The organism is Ruminococcus difficilis (assembly GCF_016680995.1).
This window is the reverse complement of sequence record NZ_JAEQMG010000048.1, coordinates 19,347-43,386: the sequence shown is the minus strand read 5'-3', so window position 1 is coordinate 43,386 and position 24,040 is coordinate 19,347. Positions and strand designations below refer to the sequence as shown.

22 protein-coding genes are annotated in these 24,040 nt (G+C 53.8%); 21 read left to right on the top strand and 1 reads right to left on the bottom strand.

What is annotated here, in order from left to right; all coding sequences use genetic code 11:
- The first annotated feature begins 144 nt into the window (after positions 1-144).
- The 18 genes from topA (at position 145) to JKK62_RS04865 (ending at position 21,354) form a co-directional block, all read left to right on the top strand.
- The gene (gene topA / locus JKK62_RS04950; RefSeq protein ID WP_186832996.1) at positions 145-2,214 is read left to right on the top strand and encodes a type I DNA topoisomerase; all 2,070 of its coding nucleotides are present in this window, start codon (positions 145-147) and stop codon (positions 2,212-2,214) included.
- A gap of 185 nt (positions 2,215-2,399) precedes the next feature.
- On the top strand, positions 2,400-3,728 hold the full coding sequence (trmFO, locus tag JKK62_RS04945; RefSeq protein WP_186832997.1) for a methylenetetrahydrofolate--tRNA-(uracil(54)-C(5))-methyltransferase (FADH(2)-oxidizing) TrmFO: 1,329 nt from the start codon (positions 2,400-2,402) through the stop codon (positions 3,726-3,728).
- 221 nt (positions 3,729-3,949) lie between these two features.
- Positions 3,950-4,966: a phosphate acyltransferase PlsX gene (gene plsX / locus JKK62_RS04940; protein ID WP_186832998.1), complete on the top strand. Its 1,017-nt coding sequence runs from the start codon at positions 3,950-3,952 to the stop codon at positions 4,964-4,966.
- Positions 4,966-5,640, top strand: coding sequence for a ribonuclease III (gene rnc / locus JKK62_RS04935; protein WP_186832999.1), 675 nt, complete (start codon positions 4,966-4,968; stop codon positions 5,638-5,640). Before plsX ends, rnc begins: the two co-directional genes overlap by 1 nt.
- The gene (locus JKK62_RS04930) at positions 5,636-6,637 is read left to right on the top strand and encodes an elongator complex protein 3 (RefSeq protein WP_186833039.1); all 1,002 of its coding nucleotides are present in this window, start codon (positions 5,636-5,638) and stop codon (positions 6,635-6,637) included. The genes rnc and JKK62_RS04930 overlap by 5 nt, the downstream gene beginning before the upstream one ends.
- A gap of 97 nt (positions 6,638-6,734) precedes the next feature.
- On the top strand, positions 6,735-10,310 hold the full coding sequence (gene smc, locus JKK62_RS04925; protein ID WP_186833000.1) for a chromosome segregation protein SMC: 3,576 nt from the start codon (positions 6,735-6,737) through the stop codon (positions 10,308-10,310).
- Positions 10,311-10,492: 182 nt separating this feature from the next.
- Positions 10,493-11,413, top strand: coding sequence for a signal recognition particle-docking protein FtsY (gene ftsY / locus JKK62_RS04920; RefSeq protein ID WP_186833001.1), 921 nt, complete (start codon positions 10,493-10,495; stop codon positions 11,411-11,413).
- A gap of 21 nt (positions 11,414-11,434) precedes the next feature.
- Entirely contained in the window at positions 11,435-11,941 is a 507-nt protein-coding gene (locus JKK62_RS04915) for a hypothetical protein (RefSeq protein WP_186833002.1), read from the top strand.
- Positions 11,938-12,531 (top strand): RdgB/HAM1 family non-canonical purine NTP pyrophosphatase, encoded by a 594-nt coding sequence (gene rdgB / locus JKK62_RS04910; RefSeq protein WP_186833003.1) that lies wholly within the window; start codon positions 11,938-11,940, stop codon positions 12,529-12,531. The genes JKK62_RS04915 and rdgB overlap by 4 nt, the downstream gene beginning before the upstream one ends.
- A 272-nt stretch (positions 12,532-12,803) precedes the next feature.
- Positions 12,804-13,097 (top strand): ribosome assembly RNA-binding protein YhbY, encoded by a 294-nt coding sequence (gene yhbY, locus JKK62_RS04905; RefSeq protein WP_186833004.1) that lies wholly within the window; start codon positions 12,804-12,806, stop codon positions 13,095-13,097.
- A complete protein-coding gene (gene nadD, locus JKK62_RS04900) occupies positions 13,094-13,690 on the top strand; it encodes a nicotinate (nicotinamide) nucleotide adenylyltransferase (RefSeq protein WP_186833005.1) in 597 nt (198 codons plus the stop codon). Before yhbY ends, nadD begins: the two co-directional genes overlap by 4 nt.
- A 106-nt stretch (positions 13,691-13,796) precedes the next feature.
- Positions 13,797-14,357: a bis(5'-nucleosyl)-tetraphosphatase (symmetrical) YqeK gene (gene yqeK, locus JKK62_RS04895; protein ID WP_186833006.1), complete on the top strand. Its 561-nt coding sequence runs from the start codon at positions 13,797-13,799 to the stop codon at positions 14,355-14,357.
- Between the two features lie 80 nt (positions 14,358-14,437).
- A complete protein-coding gene (gene rsfS, locus JKK62_RS04890; protein WP_186833007.1) occupies positions 14,438-14,794 on the top strand; it encodes a ribosome silencing factor in 357 nt (118 codons plus the stop codon).
- A 196-nt stretch (positions 14,795-14,990) separates the two neighbouring features.
- The gene (gene leuS / locus JKK62_RS04885; protein ID WP_186833008.1) at positions 14,991-17,411 is read left to right on the top strand and encodes a leucine--tRNA ligase; all 2,421 of its coding nucleotides are present in this window, start codon (positions 14,991-14,993) and stop codon (positions 17,409-17,411) included.
- A 226-nt stretch (positions 17,412-17,637) separates the two neighbouring features.
- Positions 17,638-19,179, top strand: a complete 1,542-nt coding sequence (locus JKK62_RS04880; protein ID WP_186833009.1) for a hypothetical protein — start codon at positions 17,638-17,640, stop codon at positions 19,177-19,179.
- A gap of 212 nt (positions 19,180-19,391) precedes the next feature.
- The gene (gene rpsU, locus JKK62_RS04875) at positions 19,392-19,568 is read left to right on the top strand and encodes a 30S ribosomal protein S21 (RefSeq protein ID WP_186833010.1); all 177 of its coding nucleotides are present in this window, start codon (positions 19,392-19,394) and stop codon (positions 19,566-19,568) included.
- Between the two features lie 137 nt (positions 19,569-19,705).
- On the top strand, positions 19,706-20,287 hold the full coding sequence (locus JKK62_RS04870; RefSeq protein WP_186833011.1) for a hypothetical protein: 582 nt from the start codon (positions 19,706-19,708) through the stop codon (positions 20,285-20,287).
- Positions 20,287-21,354, top strand: coding sequence for an aminopeptidase P family protein (locus JKK62_RS04865; protein WP_186833012.1), 1,068 nt, complete (start codon positions 20,287-20,289; stop codon positions 21,352-21,354). The genes JKK62_RS04870 and JKK62_RS04865 overlap by 1 nt, the downstream gene beginning before the upstream one ends.
- Before the next feature lie 235 nt (positions 21,355-21,589).
- Here JKK62_RS04865 and JKK62_RS04860 read toward each other — a convergent pair whose 3' ends face one another.
- Complete coding sequence (locus JKK62_RS04860; protein WP_207752138.1) at positions 21,590-21,736, bottom strand: hypothetical protein; 147 nt, start codon at positions 21,734-21,736, stop codon at positions 21,590-21,592.
- A gap of 84 nt (positions 21,737-21,820) precedes the next feature.
- Here JKK62_RS04860 and efp point away from each other — a divergent pair, with 84 nt between their 5' ends.
- From efp to JKK62_RS04845, 3 genes are all read left to right on the top strand, one after another.
- Positions 21,821-22,378, top strand: coding sequence for an elongation factor P (efp, locus tag JKK62_RS04855; protein ID WP_186833014.1), 558 nt, complete (start codon positions 21,821-21,823; stop codon positions 22,376-22,378).
- 91 nt (positions 22,379-22,469) lie between these two features.
- The gene (locus JKK62_RS04850) at positions 22,470-22,958 is read left to right on the top strand and encodes a CD1247 N-terminal domain-containing protein (protein WP_186833015.1); all 489 of its coding nucleotides are present in this window, start codon (positions 22,470-22,472) and stop codon (positions 22,956-22,958) included.
- A 475-nt stretch (positions 22,959-23,433) separates the two neighbouring features.
- Positions 23,434-24,015: a sporulation protein YunB gene (locus tag JKK62_RS04845; RefSeq protein WP_186833016.1), complete on the top strand. Its 582-nt coding sequence runs from the start codon at positions 23,434-23,436 to the stop codon at positions 24,013-24,015.
- The last annotated feature ends 25 nt before the right edge of the window (positions 24,016-24,040 follow it).

Here is a 24,040-nt window from a genome sequence, read left to right as displayed (position 1 = left end):
TTAGTGGTCAGTGATTAGATTAATAAATGATAAGGATCTTTTGATCTCAACTACTATCGATTGTCATTGCGAAGCTCGCGAGAGCTGTGGCAATCTCAACCAATATCAAAAACAGAAATCAAACCTTTTGGAGGACAAATCACAATGTCTAATCTTGTTATCGTGGAGTCGCCGGCAAAGGCGAAAACCATCAAAAAATACCTCGGCAAGGATTATGACGTCGTTGCGTCCATGGGCCATGTCAGGGATCTTCCCTCGGCACGCCTGAGCGTCGATGTCAACAACAATTTCGCGCCGAAATATGAGGTCATCAAGGGAAAAGAAAAGCTGGTAGACGAGTTGCAGAGCAAGGCGAAAAGCTCCGACAAAGTCTATCTCGCGACGGACCCCGATCGCGAGGGAGAGGCGATCTCATGGCATCTTGCCTATCTGCTCGATTTGCCGCTCGACGAGGTGGATCGTGTGGAATTCAACGAGATCACCAAAACCGGCGTTAAAAACGGTATGGCGTCACCGCGTACCATCAATATCGATCTGGTCAACGCGCAGCAGGCGCGCCGCATCCTCGACCGTCTGGTGGGCTACAAGCTCAGCCCCTTTGTATCGCAGAAGATCCATCGCGGTCTGAGTGCGGGACGCGTCCAGTCCGTCGCGGTTCGTATCATCGTTGACCGCGAGAACGAGATCCGCGCCTTCAAGCCCGAGGAGTATTGGTCGATCGACGCCAAGTTCATCCCCAAGGGCTCGCGCAAGGCGTTTTCCGCCGCGCTCTACGGCGACAAAAACGGCAAGATCAAGATCAAGAACAAAGAACAGGCGGATAAGATTCTGGCTGATTTAGAGGGCGCCGATTTCATCATCACCAAGGTGAAGAACGGCACCCGCAAAAAATCCCCCGCACCGCCCTTCATCACCTCTACCTTACAGCAGGAGGCTTCCCGTAAGCTCAATTTCCAGTCCCGCCGTACCATGAAGGTCGCACAGGAGCTCTATGAAGGCGTTGAGCTCGAGGGCATCGGCGCGATCGGTCTGATCACCTATATGCGTACCGACTCCCTGCGTATCTCCAATGACGCGATCGCCGACGCGCAGACCTACATCCGCGATACCTACGGCGATAAATACCTGCCCGCCAAGCCCCGCCACTTCAAATCCCGCGCGGGTGCTCAGGACGGTCACGAGGCGATCCGTCCCTCCACGCCGTCGATCACTCCCGCGCAGATCAAGGGCAGTGTCACCAACGACCAGTATAAGCTGTACAAGCTGATCTGGGAGCGCTTCATGGCTTCTCAGATGGCGGACTGCATCCAGAAAACCACTCAGGCGGATATTGAGGGCAACGGCTATATCTTCAAGGCGGCGGGTTACCGCGTCGACTTCGACGGCTTCACCACTCTCTATGTCGAGAGCAAGGACGACGAGGACGATAAGGATAACCGCATCCTCTCATTAGAAAAGGATACCCCCTGCAAGGCGAAGGAGCTGCTCGGCAATCAGCATTTCACCCAGCCGCCCGCGCGCTTTACCGAAGCGTCGCTGATCAAGGCGCTGGAGGAATACGGCATCGGCAGACCTTCTACCTATGCCGCGACGATCTCCACCATCACCTCGCGTGAATACGTCAAGCGCGAGGGCAAGACGCTGGTTCCCACCGAGCTCGGCGAGGCGCTTGCCGGCTTGATGAAGGAGCGTTTCCCCAAGATCGTCAATGTCAAGTTCACCGCTCAGATGGAGCAGGAGCTCGACACCGTCGAAAGCGGTGAGACCGAGTGGGTCGAGCTGCTCGACGGCTTCTATACCGATTTTGACAAGACCCTCAAAAAGGCGAAGGCCGATATGCAGGGCGTCAAGATCGAGCTCGAAGAGGACAAGACGGACATCATCTGCGAAAAATGCGGCAGACAGATGGTCGTCAAGGTCGGACGCTACGGCAAGTTCATTGCCTGCCCCGGCTATCCCGATTGTAAGAATGTCAAGAAATATGTGGAGAACGTGGGCGTGAAATGTCCCAAGTGCGACGGCGACGTCATCGTGAAGCGCACCGGCAAGGGCAAGATCTTCTATGGCTGCTCCAATTATCCGAACTGCGACTTTGTGTCATGGTACGAGCCGGTCGAAGAGCGCTGTCCCAACTGCGGCGACATCCTCTTTAAGCGCAAGGGCAAAAAAGGCGGCTTGTTCTGCCAGCACGAAGGCTGCGGGTATAAGAAATAAATTTCAGTGATCAGTTTTCAGTGATCAGTGAATAGTTGAGGGCGGGCGCTGCCCGCACCCGATTGATAATATGAAATTATGAGGAGGGCATATCAATTGTCATTACGAGGGATGGACACCTGTGTCTGTCCCGTGGCAATCTCAACCTTAATATTTGCCCGACTCACCATGCTCAACCGAACATTATGCAAAAAGTAACCATCATCGGCGCGGGGCTTGCCGGCTGTGAGGCGGCATATCAGCTCTCCAAAAGAGGTGTTCCTGTCGACCTTTACGATACCAAGCCGAACAAATTCAGCCCTGCCCATCATTCCGAAAAATTATGTGAGATCGTCTGCTCCAATTCCTTTAAGGCAAAGCGCGTGAATTCCGCCGCCGGACTCTTAAAGGAAGAGATGCGCACCCTCGGCTCGCTCTTGCTGCAGTGTGCCGACCGATGCGCCGTGCCTGCGGGCGGAGCGCTGGCGGTCGACCGCGAACAGTTCTCCGCGTTAGTGACGGACGCGATCCTTAACGAACCGAACATCACCTATATCACCCGGGAGATCACCGCGATCCCCGACGACGGTGTGGTGATCATCGCCACAGGGCCGCTCACCCATGACGCGCTCGCCCGGGATATCGCCGCTCATTACGGCGAGAGTCTGCGCTTCTTCGACGCGGCGGCGCCGATCGTCTCGGCGGATTCCATCGACATGGAACACGCGTTTTATGAATCGCGCTACGGCAAGGGCGGGGGAGAGGATTACCTCAACTGCCCGATGAACAAAGCCGAGTATGAGGCGTTCCACGAGGCGCTTGTCAGCGCCGAACGCGCTCCCGTACACGAGTTCGATGTGATGAATCCCAAGGTCTATGAGGGTTGTATGCCCATCGAGGTGATGGCGCAGCGTGGATTGGACACCGTGCGTTTCGGCCCGATGAAGCCCGTCGGACTGCGCGATCCGCGCACCGGTCACCGTCCGTGGGCGGTATTGCAATTACGCAAGGAGAATGCCGCGGGCACCATGTACAACCTCGTCGGCTTCCAGACGAACCTCAAATTCGGCGAGCAAAAGCGGGTGTTCTCCATGATCCCCGCTTTGCACGACGCGGAGTTCTTGCGCTACGGCGTGATGCACCGCAACACCTTCATCAATTCTCCGAAGATACTCAATTCGGATTATTCTGATAAAGAAAATAAAACCCGCTTCTTTGCCGGTCAGCTCACCGGCGTCGAGGGCTATATGGAAAGTGCCTCGTCGGGACTGCTCTGCGGCGTCAACGCCGCGCGTCTGCTTGACGGCAAGGACACGATCACCCTGCCGCCGACCACGATGATGGGCGCGATGGCGCGGTATATCAGCGACAGCTTCGTGACTGACTTCCAGCCCATGGGCGCTAACTTCGGCATCCTGCCCGAGCTCGAACACCGTCCGCGCGACAAGTCGGAACGCGGACAGGCATATGCCGATCGCTCGCTTTCTGATTTACTTGAGTTCATGAAGGAGAATGAAATAGGCTCCCTTTCCTAAGGTGCCCCCGTTGGGGGAATGTCCGAAGGACAAGGGGGGAGCCGTTTCCGGCGAGGAAGCTGTCGCGAAGCGACTGAGGGTTGATACTACTCTTTATAATACTGTCACCTCAGACTTTCTGTTTTTCACGTGGCAACCCTCCGGCTCCTTCGGAGCCACCTCCCTTAGGAAAGGGAGGCTGAATCAGTTTGTATGATTATTATAGATAAGGATTTGGTAGTATGAAAATCATTGTAGACGCGTTCGGCGGCGACAACGCCCCGCTCGAGATCATCAAAGGCGCGGTAGACGCCAAAAACGAATACGGCGTCGATATCCTCCTCGTCGGCGCGGAGGAAACGATCCGCAAGGTAGCGGCTGACAATCAGATCAGCCTCGACGGAATCGCTATCCATCACGCGCCCGGCGTCTTCACCAACAACGATTCCCCCTCCGCAATCCGCACCAAGGCGATGGCGGACACCTCTTTGGCGACGGGATTCCGACTGCTCAAGGAGGGTGAGGGCGACGCCTTTGTCTCCGCCGGCAACTCCGGCGCGATCGGCGCAGGCTCGATGTTTATCGTCAAGCGCATCAAGGGCGTCAAGCGTGTCGCGTTCGCACCCGTCATCCCGACCGTCAGCGGCAAGGCGATGGTCATCGACAGCGGTATCAATACCGACGTCCGTCCCGCTGTGCTCCAGCAGTTCGCGATCATGGGTTCGGTGTATATGAACAAGGTCATTGGCATCAAGGATCCCCGTGTCGGACTCGCCAATGTCGGCACCGAGGAGCATAAGGGCGATGAGCTCCGTCAGGAGACCTATAAGCTTTTGCAGAATACCCCTGTCAATTTTGTCGGCAACATCGAAGGCCGCGATGTTCCGCTCGACGGCGCGGACGTCGTCGTATGTGACGGCTTCACCGGCAACATGATCATCAAGACCTACGAGGGCGTCGCTCTGGCACTGCTCGGCAAGATCAAGGGAATCTTCACAAAGAACCTGAAGAACAAGATCGCCGCGGCGCTGGTGCTCGGCGACATGAAAGCCTTCAAAAAGGAAATGGATCTCGATGAGTTCGGCGGCACGGCTGTTCTTGGCTGTTCCAAGCCTGTGTTCAAGGCACACGGCAACGCCAACGCCAAGACGATCAAGAACGCGATCCGTGTCTGCAAGGACTATGTTTCCGCCGATATCATCGCCACCGTGACCGACGCAATGAGTAAGATCAGTGAAGCTGAGGGCGGAGAAGCGTGATGAAAGATTTGCAGGAAGCCATCGGCTACACGTTCCGTGACCCTGCTCTGCTGACCGAGGCAATGACCCATTCCTCGTACGCGCATGAGCAGCATAAGAATATGAAATACAACGAGCGCCTTGAGTTCCTCGGCGACGCGGTGCTGTCGATCGTCGTGTCCGACTATATCTACAAGCACTGTCCGAATCTGCCCGAGGGTGAGCTGACAAAGCTCCGCGCTTCGCTGGTGTGCGAAAAGAGCCTGTTTGATTTTGCCAAGCAGATCGACCTGGGTTCCTATCTGCGCCTTTCCAACGGTGAACGCCGCAACGGCGGCGCCAAGCGTCCGTCCATCGTGTCCGACGCGTTCGAGGCGTTGATCGCGGCGATCTATCTCGACGGCGGTATGAAGCCCGCCGAAAAGCATATCCTGCGCTTTGTTGTGCCCGAGATCGAACAGCACAAGAATCGTTCGTTCAAGGATTATAAGACGAAGTTGCAGGAGATCATCCAGAAGAACCCCGGCGAAAAGCTGGAATATCATCTGGTGAGCGCGACAGGACCCGATCATGACAAGCACTTCAAGGTCGAGGTATGCCTGAACTCCAATGTCATCGGCAAGGGCGGCGGCCGTTCCAAGAAAGAAGCGGAACAGCAGGCGGCGCGTGAAGCACTGGAGTTGATGGGCTATTAAAGGCAAGTCAGCACACGCGAATGTCGCGCTGTTCATCCCGTTCAACGGCTGTCCGCATCGGTGCTCCTTCTGCGATCAGCGCAGTATCACCGGCAGGGCGTACCAGCCGACCTCCGAGGATGTTAAAAGCGCGATCGAAACCGCTTTAATTTCTCTAAAAGAAAATTCATTCCACAGTGAGATCGCCTTTTTCGGCGGCAGCTTTACGGCGATCGACCGCGAGTATATGATGATGTTGCTCGACGCGACCGTGCCGTATATCGACCGCTTCAAGGGCATCCGCATCTCCACCCGCCCCGACTGCATCGATGATGAGGTTCTTGATTTACTCAAAGCCTACCGTGTTACCACCATCGAGCTCGGCGCGCAGAGCATGGATGACGCCGTCCTTTTGGCAAATGAGCGCGGTCACACCGCTGCGGATGTCCGCCGTGCGTGCGAGCTGATCAAAAGCCGCGGCTTCGATCTCGGCTTGCAGATGATGACGGGACTGTACCAAAGCACCCCCGATTCGGATATACAAACCGCGCGGGAATTCATCGCGTTACAGCCGTCCTGCGTGCGGATCTATCCGACGATCGTCATGAAGGGCACACGCTTAGGCGATTTATACGAACAGGGCTTGTATCAGCCGCAGACCTTGGAAGAAGCGGTTGCGCTGTGCGCCCGGTTGATCCGGCTGTTTGAAGAAAACGGCGTCCGCGTCATCCGTGTCGGCTTGCACGACAGTGAAAGCCTGAAAGAAAACCGTCTTGCGGGACCTTATCACCCCGCGTTCAAGGAGCTGTGCGAGAGCCGAATCATGCTCGATCAAGCAATAATTCTTTTAAAGAATAAAGTTCCCGGCGCATACATCCTGCGCGTCCATCCGAGAAGCCGCTCCAAGATGACGGGCAACAAAAGATCCAACCTGCTCGCCCTGAAAGAAATGGGCTATGAGATACAGATCACGGAAGATGATCGATTGTCTTATCTCGAAGTGAAGCCTTCCCCTTGAGGGGAAGGGGGACCGCTTGCGGTGGATGAGGTGGAAGCGTAATAGTTCTATCACATTCAGATTATAAGAATAAACTATATTCCCACAGAGGTTCAGAATGTTATTAAAATCTCTCACATTACAGGGATTCAAAACCTTTCCCGATAAAACAAAATTGACCTTCGACAAAGGCATCACCTCTGTCGTCGGCCCCAACGGCTCCGGCAAGTCCAATATCAGCGACGCGATCCGCTGGGTGCTGGGTGAACAGAGCGCAAAATCCCTGCGCTGCTCCAAGATGGAGGACGTTGTTTTCAACGGTACCGACCGCCGTAAGCGCCAGGGCTATGCCGAGGTCACTCTGACCATCGACAACTCCGACCGCAGTCTGCCGTACGGCGGCGACGATGTAGCGGTCACCCGCCGTTATTATCGCTCGGGCGAGTCGGAGTATCTGATCAACAAAGCCTCTGTCCGACTCAAGGATATCCATGAGCTGTTCATGGATACCGGTCTCGGACGCGACGGCTACAGCATGATCGGTCAGGGTAAGATCGACTCCATCGTTGCCTCCAAATCCGAGGACAGACGTGAGATCTTTGAAGAAGCCGCGGGTATCTCCCGCTATCGCTACCGCAAGACCGAAGCGGAGCGTAAGCTCAACCATACCGAAGAGAACCTGCTCCGACTGCGCGATATTGTCACCGAGCTTGAGGACAGGGTAGAGCCCTTGCGCGTCCAGTCCGAAAAGGCGCAGAAATTCCTCGAGTACAGCGGTGAGAAGCGCGGTCTTGAGATCGCCCTTTGGCTCGATACTCTCGATAAAAGCGCCGCGATCCTGCGTGACCATGAGGACAAGATCGCGATCGCCAAGAACCAGTATGAAGAAGCGGACGCCGCCCTGCAATCGATTGCCTCTCAGACCGAGGAGATCTATATCAAGAACGGTATGATGAGTTCGCAGATCGAGCAGGAGCGCAACGCCGCGTCACTGTTTGAGGCTCAGATCGCCGGCAAGAACGCCGAGATCTCCGTTGCCGAGAACGATATCCTGCATAACAAAGAGAACATCGAGCGTATCATCGGCGAGATCGAAAAGGCGGAAAGCTCCACTGTCGACATCAAAAAGGTCGTCGAGAGCAAAATGGCTGAGATCGATGCCCTGCGTGAGAAAACCCTTGAAAAGCAGAGCGACTACAACGCCATCTCCGACGAGCTGAACAGCATCAACAACGATACCTCCCGCTCGAACGACGAGCTCCAGAAGCTCAGCGCGATGATCGCGTCCTTATCCCAGCGGCTGGCTGACGTCCGCGTGACGGATATCACCGCCGCGACCGCGATCGAAGAGCTCGAAGAGCGTGCCGAGGTGCTCAGTGAATCAAGTGAAACAAAGCGCGTCCAGCGTGATGAGCTTATTTCGATAAAAGAAAAATACGAAGAACAGATCAAAACAGCGGAGCAGAAGATCGCCGCCTTCGGCAATTCGATCGAGGGTCTGGAGATGAAGCTTCGTTCCCGCGCCGATAAGCGTGAGGAGCTCCGACAGGCTGCCGAGACCCTGCGTCTTGACGCAGAGGAAAAATCCCGCAGAGCAAAGATCCTGTCCGATCTGTCGGCGAATTATGAGGGCTTCTATAACAGCGTCAAGGTCGTCATGAAAGAGGCAAAGCGCGGCGGCTTAGGCGGTATCTGCGGCCCTGTGACCACCCTGATCAAGGTGCCGTCGGAGTACAACGTCGCGATGGAAGTTGCCTTGGGCGCCAAGATGCAGCACATCGTCGTGAACAACGACGCCGACGCAAAGCGCGCTATCGAGCTGCTCAAAAAGCGTGACGGCGGCCGCGCGACCTTCCTGCCCATCACCACCATCAAGCCTCGCTCACTTGATGAAAAAGGGCTCGATGACTGCTATGGCTACATCGGTATCGCGTCACAGCTTTGCTCTACCGAGCCGAAGTACGCGAATATCCTGTCCAACCTTTTGGGACGGATCGTCATCGCCGAGGATCTCTCCGCGGCGTCCGCGATTGCGAAGAAATACGGCTACCGCTTCCAGGTCGTGACCCTCGACGGTCAGGTCATCAACGCGGGCGGTTCCTTCACCGGCGGATCCCGCGCGAAGAATTCCGGTCTGCTGTCGCGTGAGAGCGAGATCGACAAGCTGAGAAAGCAGGCTGCTGAGCTCAGCGCCAAAGCGAAGAACGCCGCCGAAAAGCTCACCGAGGCGGAAAGCCAGTACGCCAAGGTCGAGGCGGATCTGCTCGGTACCCGTGCCGATCTGACCAACACCCAGAACGACAAGGTGCGTCTCAACGCCGAGTACAACGCCTGCCTGAGCGAGCTGGCGGGCGTGAGCCGCGATCTGGAGGATATCGACCGTGAGCTCAAAAGCGGCGCTGAGAAGATCACCGAGGCAAAGGCGTCCAGAGAGCTCGCGCAGAAGGATATGATCCGCTTCAACGCCGATATCGAATCGACCGAGCTCAAGATCAAGACCATCACCGGCTCGCGTGACGAGATGGCGCAAAAGCGTGAAGAATACGCCGATCAGCTCCAGCAGCTGCGTCTGGATATTCTGGGCTTTGAGAAGGATATCGACACCCGCAAGGCGGAGATCGAGTCCGCCGAAAGCACCGGCTCCGACCAGCAGCTCCGCATCACCGAGTTGAATAATGAAAAACAAACCTACGAACAGAATAATTCTGAAATAGAAAATAAAATCACCGCGCTCCGTGCCGAGATCGACGCGCTGACCGAGAAGCAAACGCAGTCAGCCGAAAACATCGAGCGCTTGAATAACGAGAAGCTGGAGCTGGAGAAAAACTCCGTATCACTTCGACAGCTCGAGCGTGACAAGACTGCCGAGCGTGAGCTTGCCTCCAACGAATTCTCCCGACTCGAGGAGCGCAAGGCGAGCAAGCAGAAGGAGTTCGACGATATCATCGCGAAGCTCTGGGAGGAGTATGAGCTGACCCGCCACGAGGCGGAGCAGCAGGCGATCGAGATCGAGAACCTCACCGAGGCACGTTCCCGACTGAGCTCCCTCAAAAACAAGATCCGCGCGCTCGGTTCGGTCAACACCGGCGCGATCGAAGAATACAAAGAGGTATCCGAGCGATACACCTTTATGAAAACGCAGGTCGACGACGTCGAGAAATCCAAGAAAGAGATCGAAAACCTGATCACCAACCTGACCAAGCAGATGAAAGAGGTCTTTGTCGACTCCTTTGCCGAGATCAACAAGAACTTCACCCTGACGTTCAAGGAGCTCTTCGGCGGCGGTGAGGCTCATCTCGAGCTCTCCGATCCCGAGAATATCCTCACATCGGGCATCGATATCATCGTCCATCCGCCCGGCAAGATCGTTGTCCATCTGGAGGCGCTCTCCGGCGGTGAAAAAGCGCTCGTCGCGATCGCGCTGTACTTCGCGATCATGAAGGTACGTCCCGCGCCCTTCTGCGTCATGGACGAGATCGAAGCGGCGCTCGATGAGGTCAACGTAGACCGCTTCGCGGCGTATCTGCGCAACCTGACCGAAAGCACCCAGTTTATCCTGATCACCCACCGCCGCGGTACGATGGAAGAGGCTGACGTCCTCTACGGCGTTACCATGCAGGACGAGGGTATCAGCAAGCTGCTCGAGCTTCGCGCATCCGAAGTAGCGGCAAAGCTGGGCATGAAAGCGAATTAGTATGTGGAGAACGGTTAACGGTTAACAGTTAACGGTGAAGGGAGGGCTCCGCCCTCACCCGTTTTATACAATAGAGTCACCGATTAAAGTATATTACCCAAACCTACAATCCAAAAGCCGTCAGGCTTTCCCGTAACCGTTAACCGATCTCCGTTAACCGTTAACCGAAAAAGGAGAACACTATGGGATTTTTTAAGAAGTTAAAAGATGGTTTAAAGAAAACACGAGAGAGCGTCGTCGGTCAGATCGACTCGATGCTCCAGGCGTTTACCGTCATCGATGACGAACTCTTCGACGAGCTCGAAGAACTGCTCGTCATGGGTGACGTCGGCGTAGAGACCGCCAACAAGATCTGCGGTATGCTGCGTGTACGTGTACGTGAAAAGGGCATCACCAAGCCCGCGAAGATCATGGACGAGATCGCCGAGATCAGCGCCGAGATCCTGTCGGAGGGCGGCAATGAAATGGTGCTCAACACCCAACCCTCGATCATCCTCGTGATCGGCGTCAACGGCGTGGGCAAGACCACCTCCATCGGCAAGATCGCGAACTATTACGTTCAGCAGGGCAAGAAGGTCACCCTTGCCGCGGCGGACACCTTCCGCGCGGCGGCGATCGATCAGCTCAAGATCTGGGCGGAGCGCAGCGGCGCCGATATCGTCGCGCAGGGCGAGGGCAGTGATCCTGCCGCCGTCGTATTCGACGCGATCTCTTCGGCTAAGGCGAAGGGTACCGACGTCATCATCGTCGATACCGCCGGCCGTCTGCATAACAAAAAGCATCTGATGGACGAGCTCGCCAAGATCCGCCGTATCATCGACCGCGAGCTGCCCGACGCGGATAAAGAGGCGCTGTTGGTGCTTGACGCGACCACCGGACAGAACGCCGTCAATCAGGCGGCGGAATTCGCCAAGGCGACCGGTATCACCGGCATCGTGCTGACCAAGCTTGACGGCACCGCAAAGGGCGGCGTCGTGCTGGCGATCAAAGATACCCTCGGCATCCCCGTCAAGTTCATCGGCGTAGGCGAAAAGGTCGACGACCTCCAGCCCTTCGATCCCGAGGAATTCTCCCGTGCCCTGTTTGTAAAGGAAGAAGGATAAATCTGTTCTGTTGTGTCCGAAATGACAGTGCAGACAAATCAGAATGAGAGGTATGAAATGAGTCAACAATCGAAATCTACCGAAGGTAGACCGAATACGGTTCTTTCTGTTTTTTGCGGAATCAGCGCCTTACTGAGTATTACGATGAATTTTGCTCCGTTGGGAGTCATCTCTCAAAGGTCTACCACCGGAATGATCCAATTTGCGATCGACGGGATCCATAATGAATTTTTAAGCATCGGTGATTTTGAATCGATCCTCCTTTTCATTTCCCTTACCGCGTCAATGATTTTATTGCTGATCTGGGCAATCCGATCTTTCAAACGTTCGAGCAAGTCATGGTCCATCGGTCTGATTGCGTCTGTTTACTATGCGGTGCAATCTTGGTTCGTGCTCTCGATGATGGGACGTTATTGGGAATCTGCCTATCGCGTGCCTGTTCTGATGCTCTTCTTTTTGACCGTTGCGAATATCGTGCTGGTACTGCTGCAGTATAAAAGTAAGAAAAAGAATGAAGTGAAAAAATGAAAGAATTTATCATAGCCACCAACAACGCGCATAAGGTGGTGGAGATCGAACGCATCCTTTCACCCCTCGGCATCACCGCGGTGACAGCAGGGGAGAGAGGGATCGACCTCGGCAACGTCGTCGAGGACGGCGATTCCTTCGCCGCCAACGCGTATATCAAGGCGAAACACGCCTTTGATCTGTGTCACAGCCCTGTGATTGCGGATGATTCGGGACTGTGTGTCGACGCGCTCGACGGCAGACCGGGCATCTACTCCGCCCGCTACGGCGGCGAGGATGCGACCTATCTCGAAAAGATCGCCCTGCTGCTCGATGAGCTAAAGGACGTCCCCGATGAAAAGCGCACCGCGCATTTCACCTGCGCCGTCTGCTGTATCCTCGATGAAAACACCGTGATCGAGGTCGAGGGCAGATGTGAGGGCATGATCGCCCATGCGCCCGCGGGTGAAGGCGGCTTCGGCTACGATCCTGTGTTCGTCGTGGACGGCAAGAGCTTTGCCTCTTTGTCGGGCGATGAAAAAGACATATACAGCCATCGCGGCAACGCTCTGCGCAACCTCCGCGACGCGCTTAAGGGCTCCCTTTCCTAAGGTACCCCCGTTGGGGGAATGTCCGAAGGACAAGGGGAGATTCCCCTGCTAGGGGAAATGTCCGCAAAGCGGACAAAAGGGTCGGCTGTCTTCGCAGAAGAAGCCGTTTCCGGCGAGGAAGCTGTCGCGAAAGCGACTGAGGGTTAAACTAATCATATAAATTGTCATTGCGAGGTTCCGCAGGAACCGTGGCAATCTCAACCGAATTCAACTGTCATTGCGAACCTCCTTTAGGAGGTGTGGCAATCTCAACCTTATTCTGGAGGAAAACCATGTTAACCAGTAAACAGCGCGCTCAGCTCAGAGCGCTTGCCAACCCGATCGACACCGTTTTGATGGTCGGTAAGGGCGGCTTTTCCGAACAGCTTTATAAAACTGCCGATGAGGCGATCACCGCCCGCGAGCTGATCAAGGGCAAGGTGCTCGAAGCGTGCGAGTATACCTCGCGTGAGGCGGCGGATACCATCGCCGAGCAGATCGGCGCCGACGTGGTGCAGGTGATCGGCTCTAAATTCGTGCTCTATCGCAAAAACAAAAAAGAGCCCAAGATCAAGCTCGTCAAATGAGGCGCGCGATCTACGGGGGCTCATTCAACCCCATCCACAACGACCATATCAAGCTGGCGTTGCAGTTCGCGGAGCAGTTTGAGCTCGATCGAGTGACGCTGATCCCGACGCATTACACGCCGCTCAAGGATAATTCCCATATCGCCGACGGCAAGCACCGTTATCAGATGTGCCTGCTCGCGACAGAAGATGAACCTCTCCTCGAGGTCAGCGATATCGAGCTGCGGCGTGAAGGTCCGAGCTATACTTCCGAAACCATCGCGCAGCTGATGAACGACGAGGATTCGCTCTATCTGATCGTCGGCGCGGATATGTACATGACGCTCGACAAGTGGCATGATTGCCGGTTCATCTTTGACCATGTCACGATCCTGGTCGCGCCGCGCGATGAAGTCGATTATGATTCTTTAAACGAAAAATATCTTTTTTATCGGGAGCACTATGACTGCCGCACGCTGATCGCTCATCAGGCGATCGGAGAACTGTCATCGACGCTGATACGTGAGGGGATCGCTTCGGGCGCCGACGTCAGCGGCATGATCCACCCCCGCGTCCTCGAATACATCCAACAGCATGACCTGTACCGCGAATAAAGTCATCATAGGCTCCCTTTGGTAAAGGGAGCTGTCGACGAATGTCGACTGAGGGATTGTATATCTGACCGAGCGACAGCGAGAACCATTCTATTTGAGGTGCATTATGAACATCGATCAATATCTGCCTTATCTTGATAATCTGTCCGAATACCGCCGCGTCCATTCGCTGAACGTCGCCGAAGAAGCCGTGCGCTTTGCAAAGAAGTACGGCGGCGATGTAGAGAAAGCGCGTTTGGCGGGACTTCTCCACGACGTGACCAAAGAAACGGATAACGAGAAACAGTTGCAAATCATCGCAAACGGTGGTATAATTCTCACCGAGTTGGAGAAACGCTCTCCAAAGCTGTGGCATTCCATCTCCGGCGCGTGCTATGTGCGCGATGTGATCGGGATCGACGATGAGGATATCTTCAACGCGATCCGATATCATACCACGGGACGCGCGGGCATGAGTCAGCTCGAAAAGCTGATCTTCCTCGCGGACTTCACCTCCGCCGAGCGTGATTATCCCGATATCGATGTGATCCGTGCTCATTCCGAGAATTCTTTGGAGGAAGGCATGATCTACGGCATCAAGTTCACGATCAGCCGCCTGACCGGCAGAGAGGCGCTCATCAGCCCCGACGCCCTCGCGGCATATAATGATATTCTGTTAAATCGGTGAATGGTGAACGGTGAAGGGCGGGCGCTGCCCGCACCCGAATGAAAATTAATAGGAACAAATTCTTGATTTGAGAGGATAATATGAATTCATTACAAGAAGCAAAAGCAATCGCAAAAATATTGGATAACCGCAAGGGTCTGAATGTCCGCGTCATCAAGATCGCCGACATCTCTTCTCTTGCCGATTATATGGTCATCGCGACCGGTAACTCCTCCACCCATGTCAAGTCCCTCGCCGACTACGTCGAGTACGAGATGGACGAGCAGGGCGTATCCGTCAGCCATATCGAGGGTCATCGCTCCGATACATGGATCCTGCTGGATTATGTGGATGTTATCGTGCACGTGTTCAACGAAGAAAGCCGTCAGTATTATGACCTCGACCGCCTCTGGGAGGACGGCGAAGTCATCGATATCTCCGATATCATCACGGAATAAAAAGGCTCCCTTTGGTAAAGGGAGCTGTCTGCGAAGCAGACTGAGGGATTGTATGAATGGAGCAAAGCGACCAACCAAATAAAACGGTCTCTCGCTTGCGCTCGGTCAATGATGCAATCCCTCCACCGCTGATCGCGGTCCCCCTCCCTTTCCCAAAGGGAGGCTATAACGTATCTAACCGTTTGGAGGAATCTATATGAAATACAACCACAAGACAGTCGAGCCTAAGTGGCAGAAAATCTGGGAGGACAAGGGCGTTTTCCATTCCGAGACCAATTCGGACAAGCCTAAGTTCTATTCTTTGATCGAGTTCCCTTATCCCTCGGGTCAGGGACTCCATGTCGGACATCCCCGTCCCTATACCGCGCTGGATACCGTATCCCGCAAGCGCCGTCTGCAGGGCTACAACGTTCTGTATCCCATCGGCTGGGACGCGTTCGGACTGCCCACCGAGAACTACGCGATCAAGAACCATATCCATCCCGAGATCGTTACCAAGAACAATATCGCGCGCTTCAAAAAGCAGATCCGGTCCTTAGGTATCTCCTTTGACTGGAGCCGTGAGATCAATACCACCGATCCCGACTATTACAAGTGGACGCAGTGGATTTTCCTCCAGCTTTTCAAGCATGATCTTGCCTACAAAAAGGAGATGGCGGTTAACTGGTGCACCTCCTGCAAGTGCGTTCTGGCGAACGAAGAGGTCGTAAATGGCGTATGCGAGCGCTGCGGCAGTGAAGTCGTCCATCGCGTCAAGAGCCAGTGGATGCTGCGTATCACCAAGTACGCCGACCGCCTGATCGACGATCTCGATCTGGTCGATTATCCCGAGCGCGTCAAGCTCCAGCAGAAGAACTGGATCGGCAGAAGCTACGGCGCTGAGGTCGAGTTCGACACCACCGCGGGCGACAAGCTCGTTGTCTACACCACCCGTCCCGATACGCTCTACGGCGCTACCTACATGGTCGTATCCCCCGAGCATCCCTATATCGAGAAATGGGCGGATCAGCTCAAAAACCTCGACGAGATCAAGGCGTATCAGCATGAGTCCGCCAAGAAGAGCGACTTTGAACGCACCGAGATGAACAAGGACAAGACCGGCGTCAAGCTCGAGGGCGTGACCGCGATCAACCCCGTCAACGGCAGAGAGATCCCGATCTTCATCTCAGACTATGTTCTGATCTCCTACGGTACCGGCGCGATCATGGCGGTACCGGCTCACGATACCCGTGACTGGAAGTTCGCGAAGAAATTCAACCTGCCCATCATCGAGGTCGTCAAGGGCGGCGAGGACGTCCAGAAAGAGGCGTTCACCGACTGCGCGACCGGCATTATGGTCAATTCCGATATCCTCAACGGTCTTTCTGTCGAGGACGCAAAGAAGAAGATCGTCGAAGTCCTCACCGAGAAGGGCATCGGTCATCAAAAGGTCAACTTCAAGCTGCGCGACTGGGTATTCTCCCGTCAGCGCTACTGGGGCGAGCCCATCCCGATCGTCAAGTGCGAAAAGTGCGGCTATGTTCCGATCCCCGAATCTGAGCTGCCGCTCAAGCTCCCGATGGTCGAGAGCTATGAGCCGACCGATACCGGTGAGTCACCCCTTGCCAACATGACCGACTGGGTCGAGACCACCTGTCCGTGCTGCGGCGGCAAGGCGTACCGCGAGACCGACACCATGCCCCAGTGGGCGGGTTCGTCATGGTACTACCTCCGCTATATGGATCCCCATAACAACGAGGCGCTCGCTGCCAAAGAAGCGCTCGGTTACTGGCATCAGGTCGACTGGTACAACGGCGGTATGGAGCACACCACCCTGCATCTGCTCTACTCCCGTTTCTGGCACAAGTTCCTCTACGATATCGGCGTAGTTCCCACCAAGGAGCCCTACGCGAAGCGTACCTCTCACGGCATGATCCTCGGCGCGAACGGCGAGAAAATGAGTAAATCCCGCGGCAACGTCGTCAACCCCGATGATATCGTCGACGAGTACGGCGCCGACACCCTCAGAATGTATGAGATGTTCATCGGCGACTTTGAGAAGGCGGCTCCGTGGAGCACCAACTCCGTGCGAGGCTGCCGCAAGTTCATCGAGCGTTTCTGGAATCTGCAGGATATGCTGATCGACGGCGACACGATCCGTCCCGAGGTCGAGAAAGACTTCCATAAGACCATCAAGAAGGTCGGGGGCGACATCGAGAACATCAAGTTCAATACCGCGATCGCCGCGCTGATGGCGCTGATCAACACCATCTACGCCAACGGCAAGATCAATAAGAAGGAGCTGTCTGTCTTCGCGATCCTGCTCAATCCGTTCGCTCCTCACGTGACCGAAGAGGTCTGGGAGGCGTGCGGTCTGGGCGACGGCATCCTCGCCGAGGCGCAGTGGCCCGAGTATGACGAAAATAAGTGTGTTGACGATACCATCGAGATCGTCGCGCAGGTCAACGGCAAGATCAAGGCGAAGCTCAACATCGCCGCCGACGCCGCGCAGGAGGATGTGCTGGCACAGGCAAAGGCGGAGCAAAAGGTCGCCGACGCGATCAACGGCATGACCATCGTCAAGGAGATCTACATCAAGGGCAGACTGGTCAACATCGTTGTCAAACCGCAGAAATAATTCGAAAGAGGGCTTCATGCCCTCTTTTTTTTGCTGTGTATTATTTGTCGGACATCTTTTTTTTCGAACACCATACTGTTCTACGTTTTAGACAATACTTTTTATAAACATACAATATTTTTTGGATATTCTCTTGACTTTGAATGTTGCAGAGAGTAGAATGATATTGATAAAACAGCATCATCCGGCTGTTTTGTTGAATTTGGTATCTTTGGAGGATAGAACAATGATGAAAAGATTATTCTGTTTGACATTGGTTGCGGTTATGCTGCTAAGCGTTTTTGCATTCAGCTTTTCCGCTGCCGAGGTCAACGATAAAGCTGTAACCGGCGCTGATGTGATCAAGTTTGATAACAGCATTACAAAATGGACGGGTCCCGTACAATTCTTTGTGTATGATCCTGAGGGTGAGGAATTGATCCCTTGGGGTTCTAAAAAGCTCAACGGTACGGATGAAGGCAACAACATCTGGTCGAAGGATCTTTCCGAGTATGGATTGGAATCCGGCAAGCAGTATTGCGTCATCTTTTGTGATGCCTCAACCGGCGCCCAGACCTATGATCTCGTTTTTGATGCTTCCTGTTTCGGTGATACTGCTGTTACAACAAATAATTTGATTGAAAATCCTGTAGACTCTAATAAAAACGCGGGTGAAGCTGTTTGGAAGAACAATACTCTCGGTCCGCGCCTTCAGGTCACTTCGATCGGTAACGTGGTCGGTCAGACTTGCCTTGCTTCAGAAACACCGTATGATTTGTTTGTCGGATTTCTGGAGAACACTTTCGATAATGCCCGCGTGTATTCCGGGAAGGATGACCAGACTCTTATCGATGATACCGCAGGTGCGTTAGGCTTGTCAAAGAATGACGTTGAAGCGGCGCTTAGTGAAGCCGGTGCTTATACGAATTGGGATTATGATAAATCAAATTTACCCGGTGAAGGCAGCAGCGGTGGCTCCAGCGGTTCCGGCTCGGGTAGTTCCGGCAGCTCCGGCGGTTCAAGCGGCTATTATTCCGATATCTCAGGTAAATGGCACACTTATACTTTTGCTTCTGACCAATTTACAGATGACGAAAAAAAGATATTTTCTTCTGTTATGAAGAGTAATACTAACGTATTATATCTTCCTTCTCAAGTCATTGCGAAGCAAACAGATGATTCAGGTACGTATTATGTGTTTTTGACTTCTGTGACTGAGCTCAAAACTGATGTGGATGCCTTTTTTGATTCCATTAGATGGGAGATCACTACGATTTTTGTAGATAATCAGGGCAACAGTAAATTGTTGAATTCAGCCGCTATAGACCCCGCTGATATCAAAACTACTGATAAAGCGCCTGATGGATGGACAGTTTCGGCAAAAACTCCGAGCGCAGATGATTTGAGTTACTATTCAAGTGACGTTGAACAAGCGTTAACTAACTACAAGGAAATTAAACTCGATTATATTGCTGAGTTGGCAACCCGGATTGTCGATACCGGAATCAATTATCGTTTCCTTTGCTACGGAACAAAAGACGGCAAAACGGATCTTTATGTTGTTGAATTAACTGATGAATTCACAAAAGCTGAGATCACAAAGGTTTCTTTGTTTGACCTGTCATCGTATGCTATTTCTCCGCAACCCGCGGAAAAAGGACAGGATAATTCCGCTAAATCTCCGCAGACCGGTCATACCGACATGGTCATGATGGTAGTTGTATTACTCTTCATCGCGATGTTCGGCGCTTGCGTATCTGTCAAGCAAATTTCGAAGAAGCACGACTGATATTTCTTTAATTGAATTATAACCGGCGCGGGTGGTATTTGCCCGCGCCGGTTTTCAAATGTCTATTCTCCGATTTGTAAAAATTTAACGCTGAATATTGGCAAAATTCTACAAATTGGGGCTTTACCCTTGACACTTCGGGTACATTATTGTATAATCAATGAAGCATTATGCGAATAACCCCTGCCTTTTGGCGGATGGGAGGGAAATACATGTCAGAAGTAAGGCTCAAGGAAAACGAATCCTTAGAGAGCGCTCTGCGCCGCTTCAAAAAGCAGTGCGCGCGCGCCGGCGTCATCGCCGAGGTTCGTAAGAGAGAGGCTTACGAGAAGCCTTCTGTAAAGCGTAAAAAGAAGTCCGAGGCTGCTCGCAAGCGTAAGTACAGATAATCAACAAACGAACGGACAGGTCATCCTGTCCGTTTTTTGTAATACGGTCATAACGACACGATGCGCGCTTATTTGTTGATAGAATGATCAATGAGCCGCGTTCATCCGATGAACTTTCACCAAGAGGTGTTACTACTATGCAAAAGATAATCCAAAAACCGATCCTGATCCTGTTGTGTGCCGTGATGGTGCTGTCAGCCTGTCTGACGGGCTGCAAGTCCAACGAGCCGAATTTCCCGGTCGCGCTGTCCGATACGACCCGCAGTGCCTTTGAACTCTGCACCAAGGGCTACAAGGATACCGAGCTTGACAAGATTTATCAATTCATGCTCGATGATGAGAAGATCAACACCAAGAAGCTGCACGACAAGTACGAGATCCAGTGCCTGAGAAAAGACGATGACGGTTATGCCGTTTATTATATCGGCAACACCAGGATTCTTTTACTCCGCTTCAATGAAAAAGGCGAGTGGGTCAAGAGAGATCGTCTGCACAGCATGTACCGCGTTACCGAGACCCGCGGCAAGTTTGATCTGCTCAAAGAGGGCGATAACGTCACAAAGGTGCAGTCTACCGATCCGGTTGCCTACTTCCCGTTTTTGGTCGATCCCTCCGGCACTGATCTGAGAACCGATCACTATACAGGCGACGGCTACCACACCGTTATTCTGTACGACGACAACTACAATATTTCATCCATTAACTACGGACTGATCTAATGATGACTGCGATTCAGAGTATACAGGATTTCCTGCCCGATGAAAACACCGCCGCATTGGTGACGAGCGAGGTGAACCGCCGCTATCTCAGCGGGTTCCATTCGTCCGCGGGCGCGATCCTTGTCACGAAAAACCGATCTGTATTGATGCTTGACTTCCGCTATTATGAGGCGGCGACCCGCTGTGTAGAGCCGCCGTTGGAGGTCGTGCGCTTTGTTCGGTTGATCGATGATCTGAATCGCGTTTTTCTTGATTGGAACATCCGATCCGTTTATATCGAAGGCGAGAGTGTGACGGTCGCGCGCTGTCATGAGCTGGAAGAATCGTTCATCCCCGCTGTCCTCACCGACGGACTGTCCGCCGAGCTGAACCGGATCAGGATGTGCAAGATGAAGCAAGAGGTCGAAAAGATCGTCACCGCCCAGCGCATCACCGAACGCGCCTATACCGAGGTGCTCAATATCCTCAAGCCCGGTGTCACGGAGCGCCATATCGCGATCGAGCTCGAGCATCTGATCAAGCTCTACGGCGGCGAGCGCGTGGCGTTCGATCTGATCTGTGTGACGGGGGAGAATACGTCTTTACCGCACGGTGTGCCGGGGGACAGGATCGTCAGGGACGGCGATTTCTTCACCTTTGATATCGGCGCGGTGTACGAGGGCTACCACAGCGATATGACCCGAACTGTTGCCGTCGGCTGCGCCACCGACGAAATGAGGATGATCTATGAGACCGTCCTGCAGGCGCACCTCAAAGCCCTTCGCGCGATCAAGGCGGGCAATACCGCCGCTGATGTGGATTCCGCCGCGCGCGACCATATCGAGAGCTGCGGCTACGGCGAATACTTCGGTCACAGCACCGGTCACGGCGTCGGGCTGGATATCCATGAAGCCCCCGCCGTCTACAAAACGAACCGTACCGTGCTGCGGGACAACATGGTGATCACCGATGAACCCGGCATCTATCTGCCCGAAGAATTCGGCGTACGTATCGAGGATATGGTGCTGGTGAAAGGCGATACTCCCGTTGACCTCGCTCAGATCTCCAAGGAGTTTACTGTGATTTAGCGGCTGTTCCGATGCGGCGATCGCCCTAAAAGGCTCCCTTTGGTAAAGGTACCCCCGTTGGGGGAATGTCCGGAGGACAAGGGGGGAGCCGCTTCCGGCGAGGAGGCTCCCGCCAAAAGGCGGGTGAGGAATTGTATCTATGTTTGAGCGTGTTGTAACACGCGAGTGACCTATTTACAATATAATTCTTTGAAAGTATTGACTTTTTCCGTACTTTGCCTGTATAATAATTAAGTTAAGGTTCGTCATGATCCTTTGTCATTGCGAAGGCAAAGCCTGTGGCAATCTCGACATTCATTGTCATTGCGAAGGCAAAGCCTGTGGCAATCTCGACATTCATTGTCATTGCGAAGGCGAAGCCTGTGGCAATCTCGACATTCATTGTCATTGCGAAGGCGAAGCCTGTGGCAATCTCAACCGATCATGACACAAGACTGTTCAAATTAGACATTAGGAGGAAATGATTATGATTTCTGCCGGCGATTTCAGAAACGGCGTAACATTTGAAATGGATGGACAGGTTGTTTCCATCATCGAGTTCCAGCACGTAAAGCCCGGTAAGGGTGCCGCTTTTGTCAGAACCAAGATCCGCAACGTGATTACCGGCGCGGTTGTTGAAAAGACCTTCAACCCCAACGATAAGTACCCCACCGCTTTCATTGACAGAAAGGATATGGAGTACAGCTACAACGACGGCGATCTTTACTACTTCATGGATACCGAGACATGGGAGCAGATCCCGATCAACGCTTCTATCCTCGGCGACAGCTTCAAGTTCGTCAAAGAGAACATGGTCTGCAAGGTACTGTCCTACAAGGGCAACGTATTCGGCGTAGAGCCGCCTAACTTTGTCGAGCTCCAGGTCACCCAGACCGATCCCGGCTTTGCCGGCAACACCGCTACCAACGCGACCAAGCCCGCTACCCTTGAGACCGGCGCTGAGATCAAGGTTCCGCTCTTCATCGAGGAAGGCGAAATGATCCAGATCGATACCCGTACCGGCGAGTATCTGGGCAGAGCGTAAGCGCTGATCAAAAAAATTGTAGGGGAGGGGCTTGCTCCTCCCGCTATGATTTTAATTGTGTTTCCATAAGTTTCATTTTAAAGGAGATATTATGAATCTGACTGAGAGAATCGCTTATATCCGCGGTCTTGCCGAAGGATTAAAGCTCGATGAAAACCGCGACGAGGTCAAGGTCATCAAAGCGATGATCGATCTTCTCGAGGATATGGCATACGACGTAGTCGAGATGGAAGAGGTCGTGGACGAGGTCTGCAACCAGGTCGATGAGATCGACGAGGATCTTGCCGAGGTCGAAGAAGATATCTACGGCGACGGCGGTTATGTGTCCTACGACAAGGATACCGACGAGTTCAGCGACGACGAGGCGTATTATGAGGTCACCTGCCCCGCGTGTGACAAGACGACCATCGTTGACGAAGACGCGCTGATCGAGGGCGGTCTCGACTGCCCCTACTGCGGCGCCGAGATCGAGTTCGACTTCTCCGAGCTCAACGAGGATATCGACGCGCTCGAAGAAGCGGACAAAAAGGCTGATGCAAAAGCCGAAGACAAGGCAGAGGACAAAGCGGAAGAGAAATAATCCGTTAACCCTTTCCCGTTTGCCGATCCGATTCAATCAACATAGGCGGTACGACTCCGGTCGTACCGCCTTTTTTGTCGTATAATTGTTATTTGTAGGGGAGGGTCTCGACCCTCCCGCAACCTATCCAATACCTCCCACCTAAACGCGAAGCAAATGAACCCCATTGTAGGGGAGGGTCTCGACCCTCCCGCAACCTATCCAATATCTCCCACCCAAACGCAAAGCAAATCAATCTCTCCGTAGGGATGGTCATTGACCATCCGCGGAATGACGGGCGTTTACGTTATCGAAAACGTGAGATAGGAAACAAACGTTTATGCCACGCGGACGAGCAATGCTCGTCCCTACGATAAACCTGATTTGATCACACCATCCGTCCTCCCGCATACACTATCACGAGGTGATCGTGATGCTGTGCCGCAAAAAACCAAGCCCCGTCCGTCGCAAACTCCGCAAATATCTCGCCGTGTTTATGGCGATCCTCATCCTGCTCACCGTCTACGCGGAGCTTGCGGTCAAGCACCAGCTCCGCGACGTCATCATCCGTGATATGCAAACGCTGTCCGAACAGGCTGTCACCATGGCGGTGGATGACTTTTTGGAGGAGCATGCCGATACAGGGAACAGGATGTGCGACATCACCTATGACAACGGCTCCGTCGCAGCGATCTCGACCAACGCCGCCTTCGTCAATGCCGCCAAGACCTACATCACCGAACACGCGCAGGATCGCATCGACAGCCTGTCCCATTCACAGGGCATCAGCGTACGGCTCGGCAATTTCACGGGCTTGGTGTTCCTGTCGAACTTCGGCCCCGAGATCCCCTTCTCCGTCGACAGCACCCAAACCGTATCCTGCGAATTCCAAAGCAGCTTTGCGTCCGCGGGCGTCAACCAGACCGTCCACCACATCACCGTCACCGTGTATGTGGATCTCTTGATCTACGGTCCGATACGCGTCGGCGAGACCGTGAGCACCGAATCCGCCTTCGAGATCGCCCAGACCGTCATCGTCGGCACGGTACCGTCCTACAGCGGCGTGGTATCATATTGACTTGTGTCGGATGCTGTGTTAAACT

Excerpts from the sequence above, each read along its gene's own strand:
- topA (WP_186832996.1), top strand. The coding sequence starts at position 145 with ATGTCTAATCTTGTTATCGTGGAGTCGCCGGCAAAGGCGAAAACCATC.
- trmFO (WP_186832997.1), top strand. The coding sequence starts at position 2,400 with ATGCAAAAAGTAACCATCATCGGCGCGGGGCTTGCCGGCTGTGAGGCG.
- plsX (WP_186832998.1), top strand. The coding sequence starts at position 3,950 with ATGAAAATCATTGTAGACGCGTTCGGCGGCGACAACGCCCCGCTCGAG.
- rnc (WP_186832999.1), top strand. The coding sequence starts at position 4,966 with ATGAAAGATTTGCAGGAAGCCATCGGCTACACGTTCCGTGACCCTGCT.
- smc (WP_186833000.1), top strand. The coding sequence starts at position 6,735 with ATGTTATTAAAATCTCTCACATTACAGGGATTCAAAACCTTTCCCGAT.
- ftsY (WP_186833001.1), top strand. The coding sequence starts at position 10,493 with ATGGGATTTTTTAAGAAGTTAAAAGATGGTTTAAAGAAAACACGAGAG.
- JKK62_RS04915 (WP_186833002.1), top strand. The coding sequence starts at position 11,435 with ATGACAGTGCAGACAAATCAGAATGAGAGGTATGAAATGAGTCAACAA.
- rdgB (WP_186833003.1), top strand. The coding sequence starts at position 11,938 with ATGAAAGAATTTATCATAGCCACCAACAACGCGCATAAGGTGGTGGAG.
- yhbY (WP_186833004.1), top strand. The coding sequence starts at position 12,804 with ATGTTAACCAGTAAACAGCGCGCTCAGCTCAGAGCGCTTGCCAACCCG.
- nadD (WP_186833005.1), top strand. The coding sequence starts at position 13,094 with ATGAGGCGCGCGATCTACGGGGGCTCATTCAACCCCATCCACAACGAC.
- yqeK (WP_186833006.1), top strand. The coding sequence starts at position 13,797 with ATGAACATCGATCAATATCTGCCTTATCTTGATAATCTGTCCGAATAC.
- rsfS (WP_186833007.1), top strand. The coding sequence starts at position 14,438 with ATGAATTCATTACAAGAAGCAAAAGCAATCGCAAAAATATTGGATAAC.
- leuS (WP_186833008.1), top strand. The coding sequence starts at position 14,991 with ATGAAATACAACCACAAGACAGTCGAGCCTAAGTGGCAGAAAATCTGG.
- JKK62_RS04880 (WP_186833009.1), top strand. The coding sequence starts at position 17,638 with ATGATGAAAAGATTATTCTGTTTGACATTGGTTGCGGTTATGCTGCTA.
- rpsU (WP_186833010.1), top strand. The coding sequence starts at position 19,392 with ATGTCAGAAGTAAGGCTCAAGGAAAACGAATCCTTAGAGAGCGCTCTG.
- JKK62_RS04870 (WP_186833011.1), top strand. The coding sequence starts at position 19,706 with ATGCAAAAGATAATCCAAAAACCGATCCTGATCCTGTTGTGTGCCGTG.
- JKK62_RS04865 (WP_186833012.1), top strand. The coding sequence starts at position 20,287 with ATGATGACTGCGATTCAGAGTATACAGGATTTCCTGCCCGATGAAAAC.
- JKK62_RS04860 (WP_207752138.1), bottom strand. The coding sequence starts at position 21,736 with ATGAATGTCGAGATTGCCACAGGCTTCGCCTTCGCAATGACAATGAAT.
- efp (WP_186833014.1), top strand. The coding sequence starts at position 21,821 with ATGATTTCTGCCGGCGATTTCAGAAACGGCGTAACATTTGAAATGGAT.
- JKK62_RS04850 (WP_186833015.1), top strand. The coding sequence starts at position 22,470 with ATGAATCTGACTGAGAGAATCGCTTATATCCGCGGTCTTGCCGAAGGA.
- JKK62_RS04845 (WP_186833016.1), top strand. The coding sequence starts at position 23,434 with ATGGCGATCCTCATCCTGCTCACCGTCTACGCGGAGCTTGCGGTCAAG.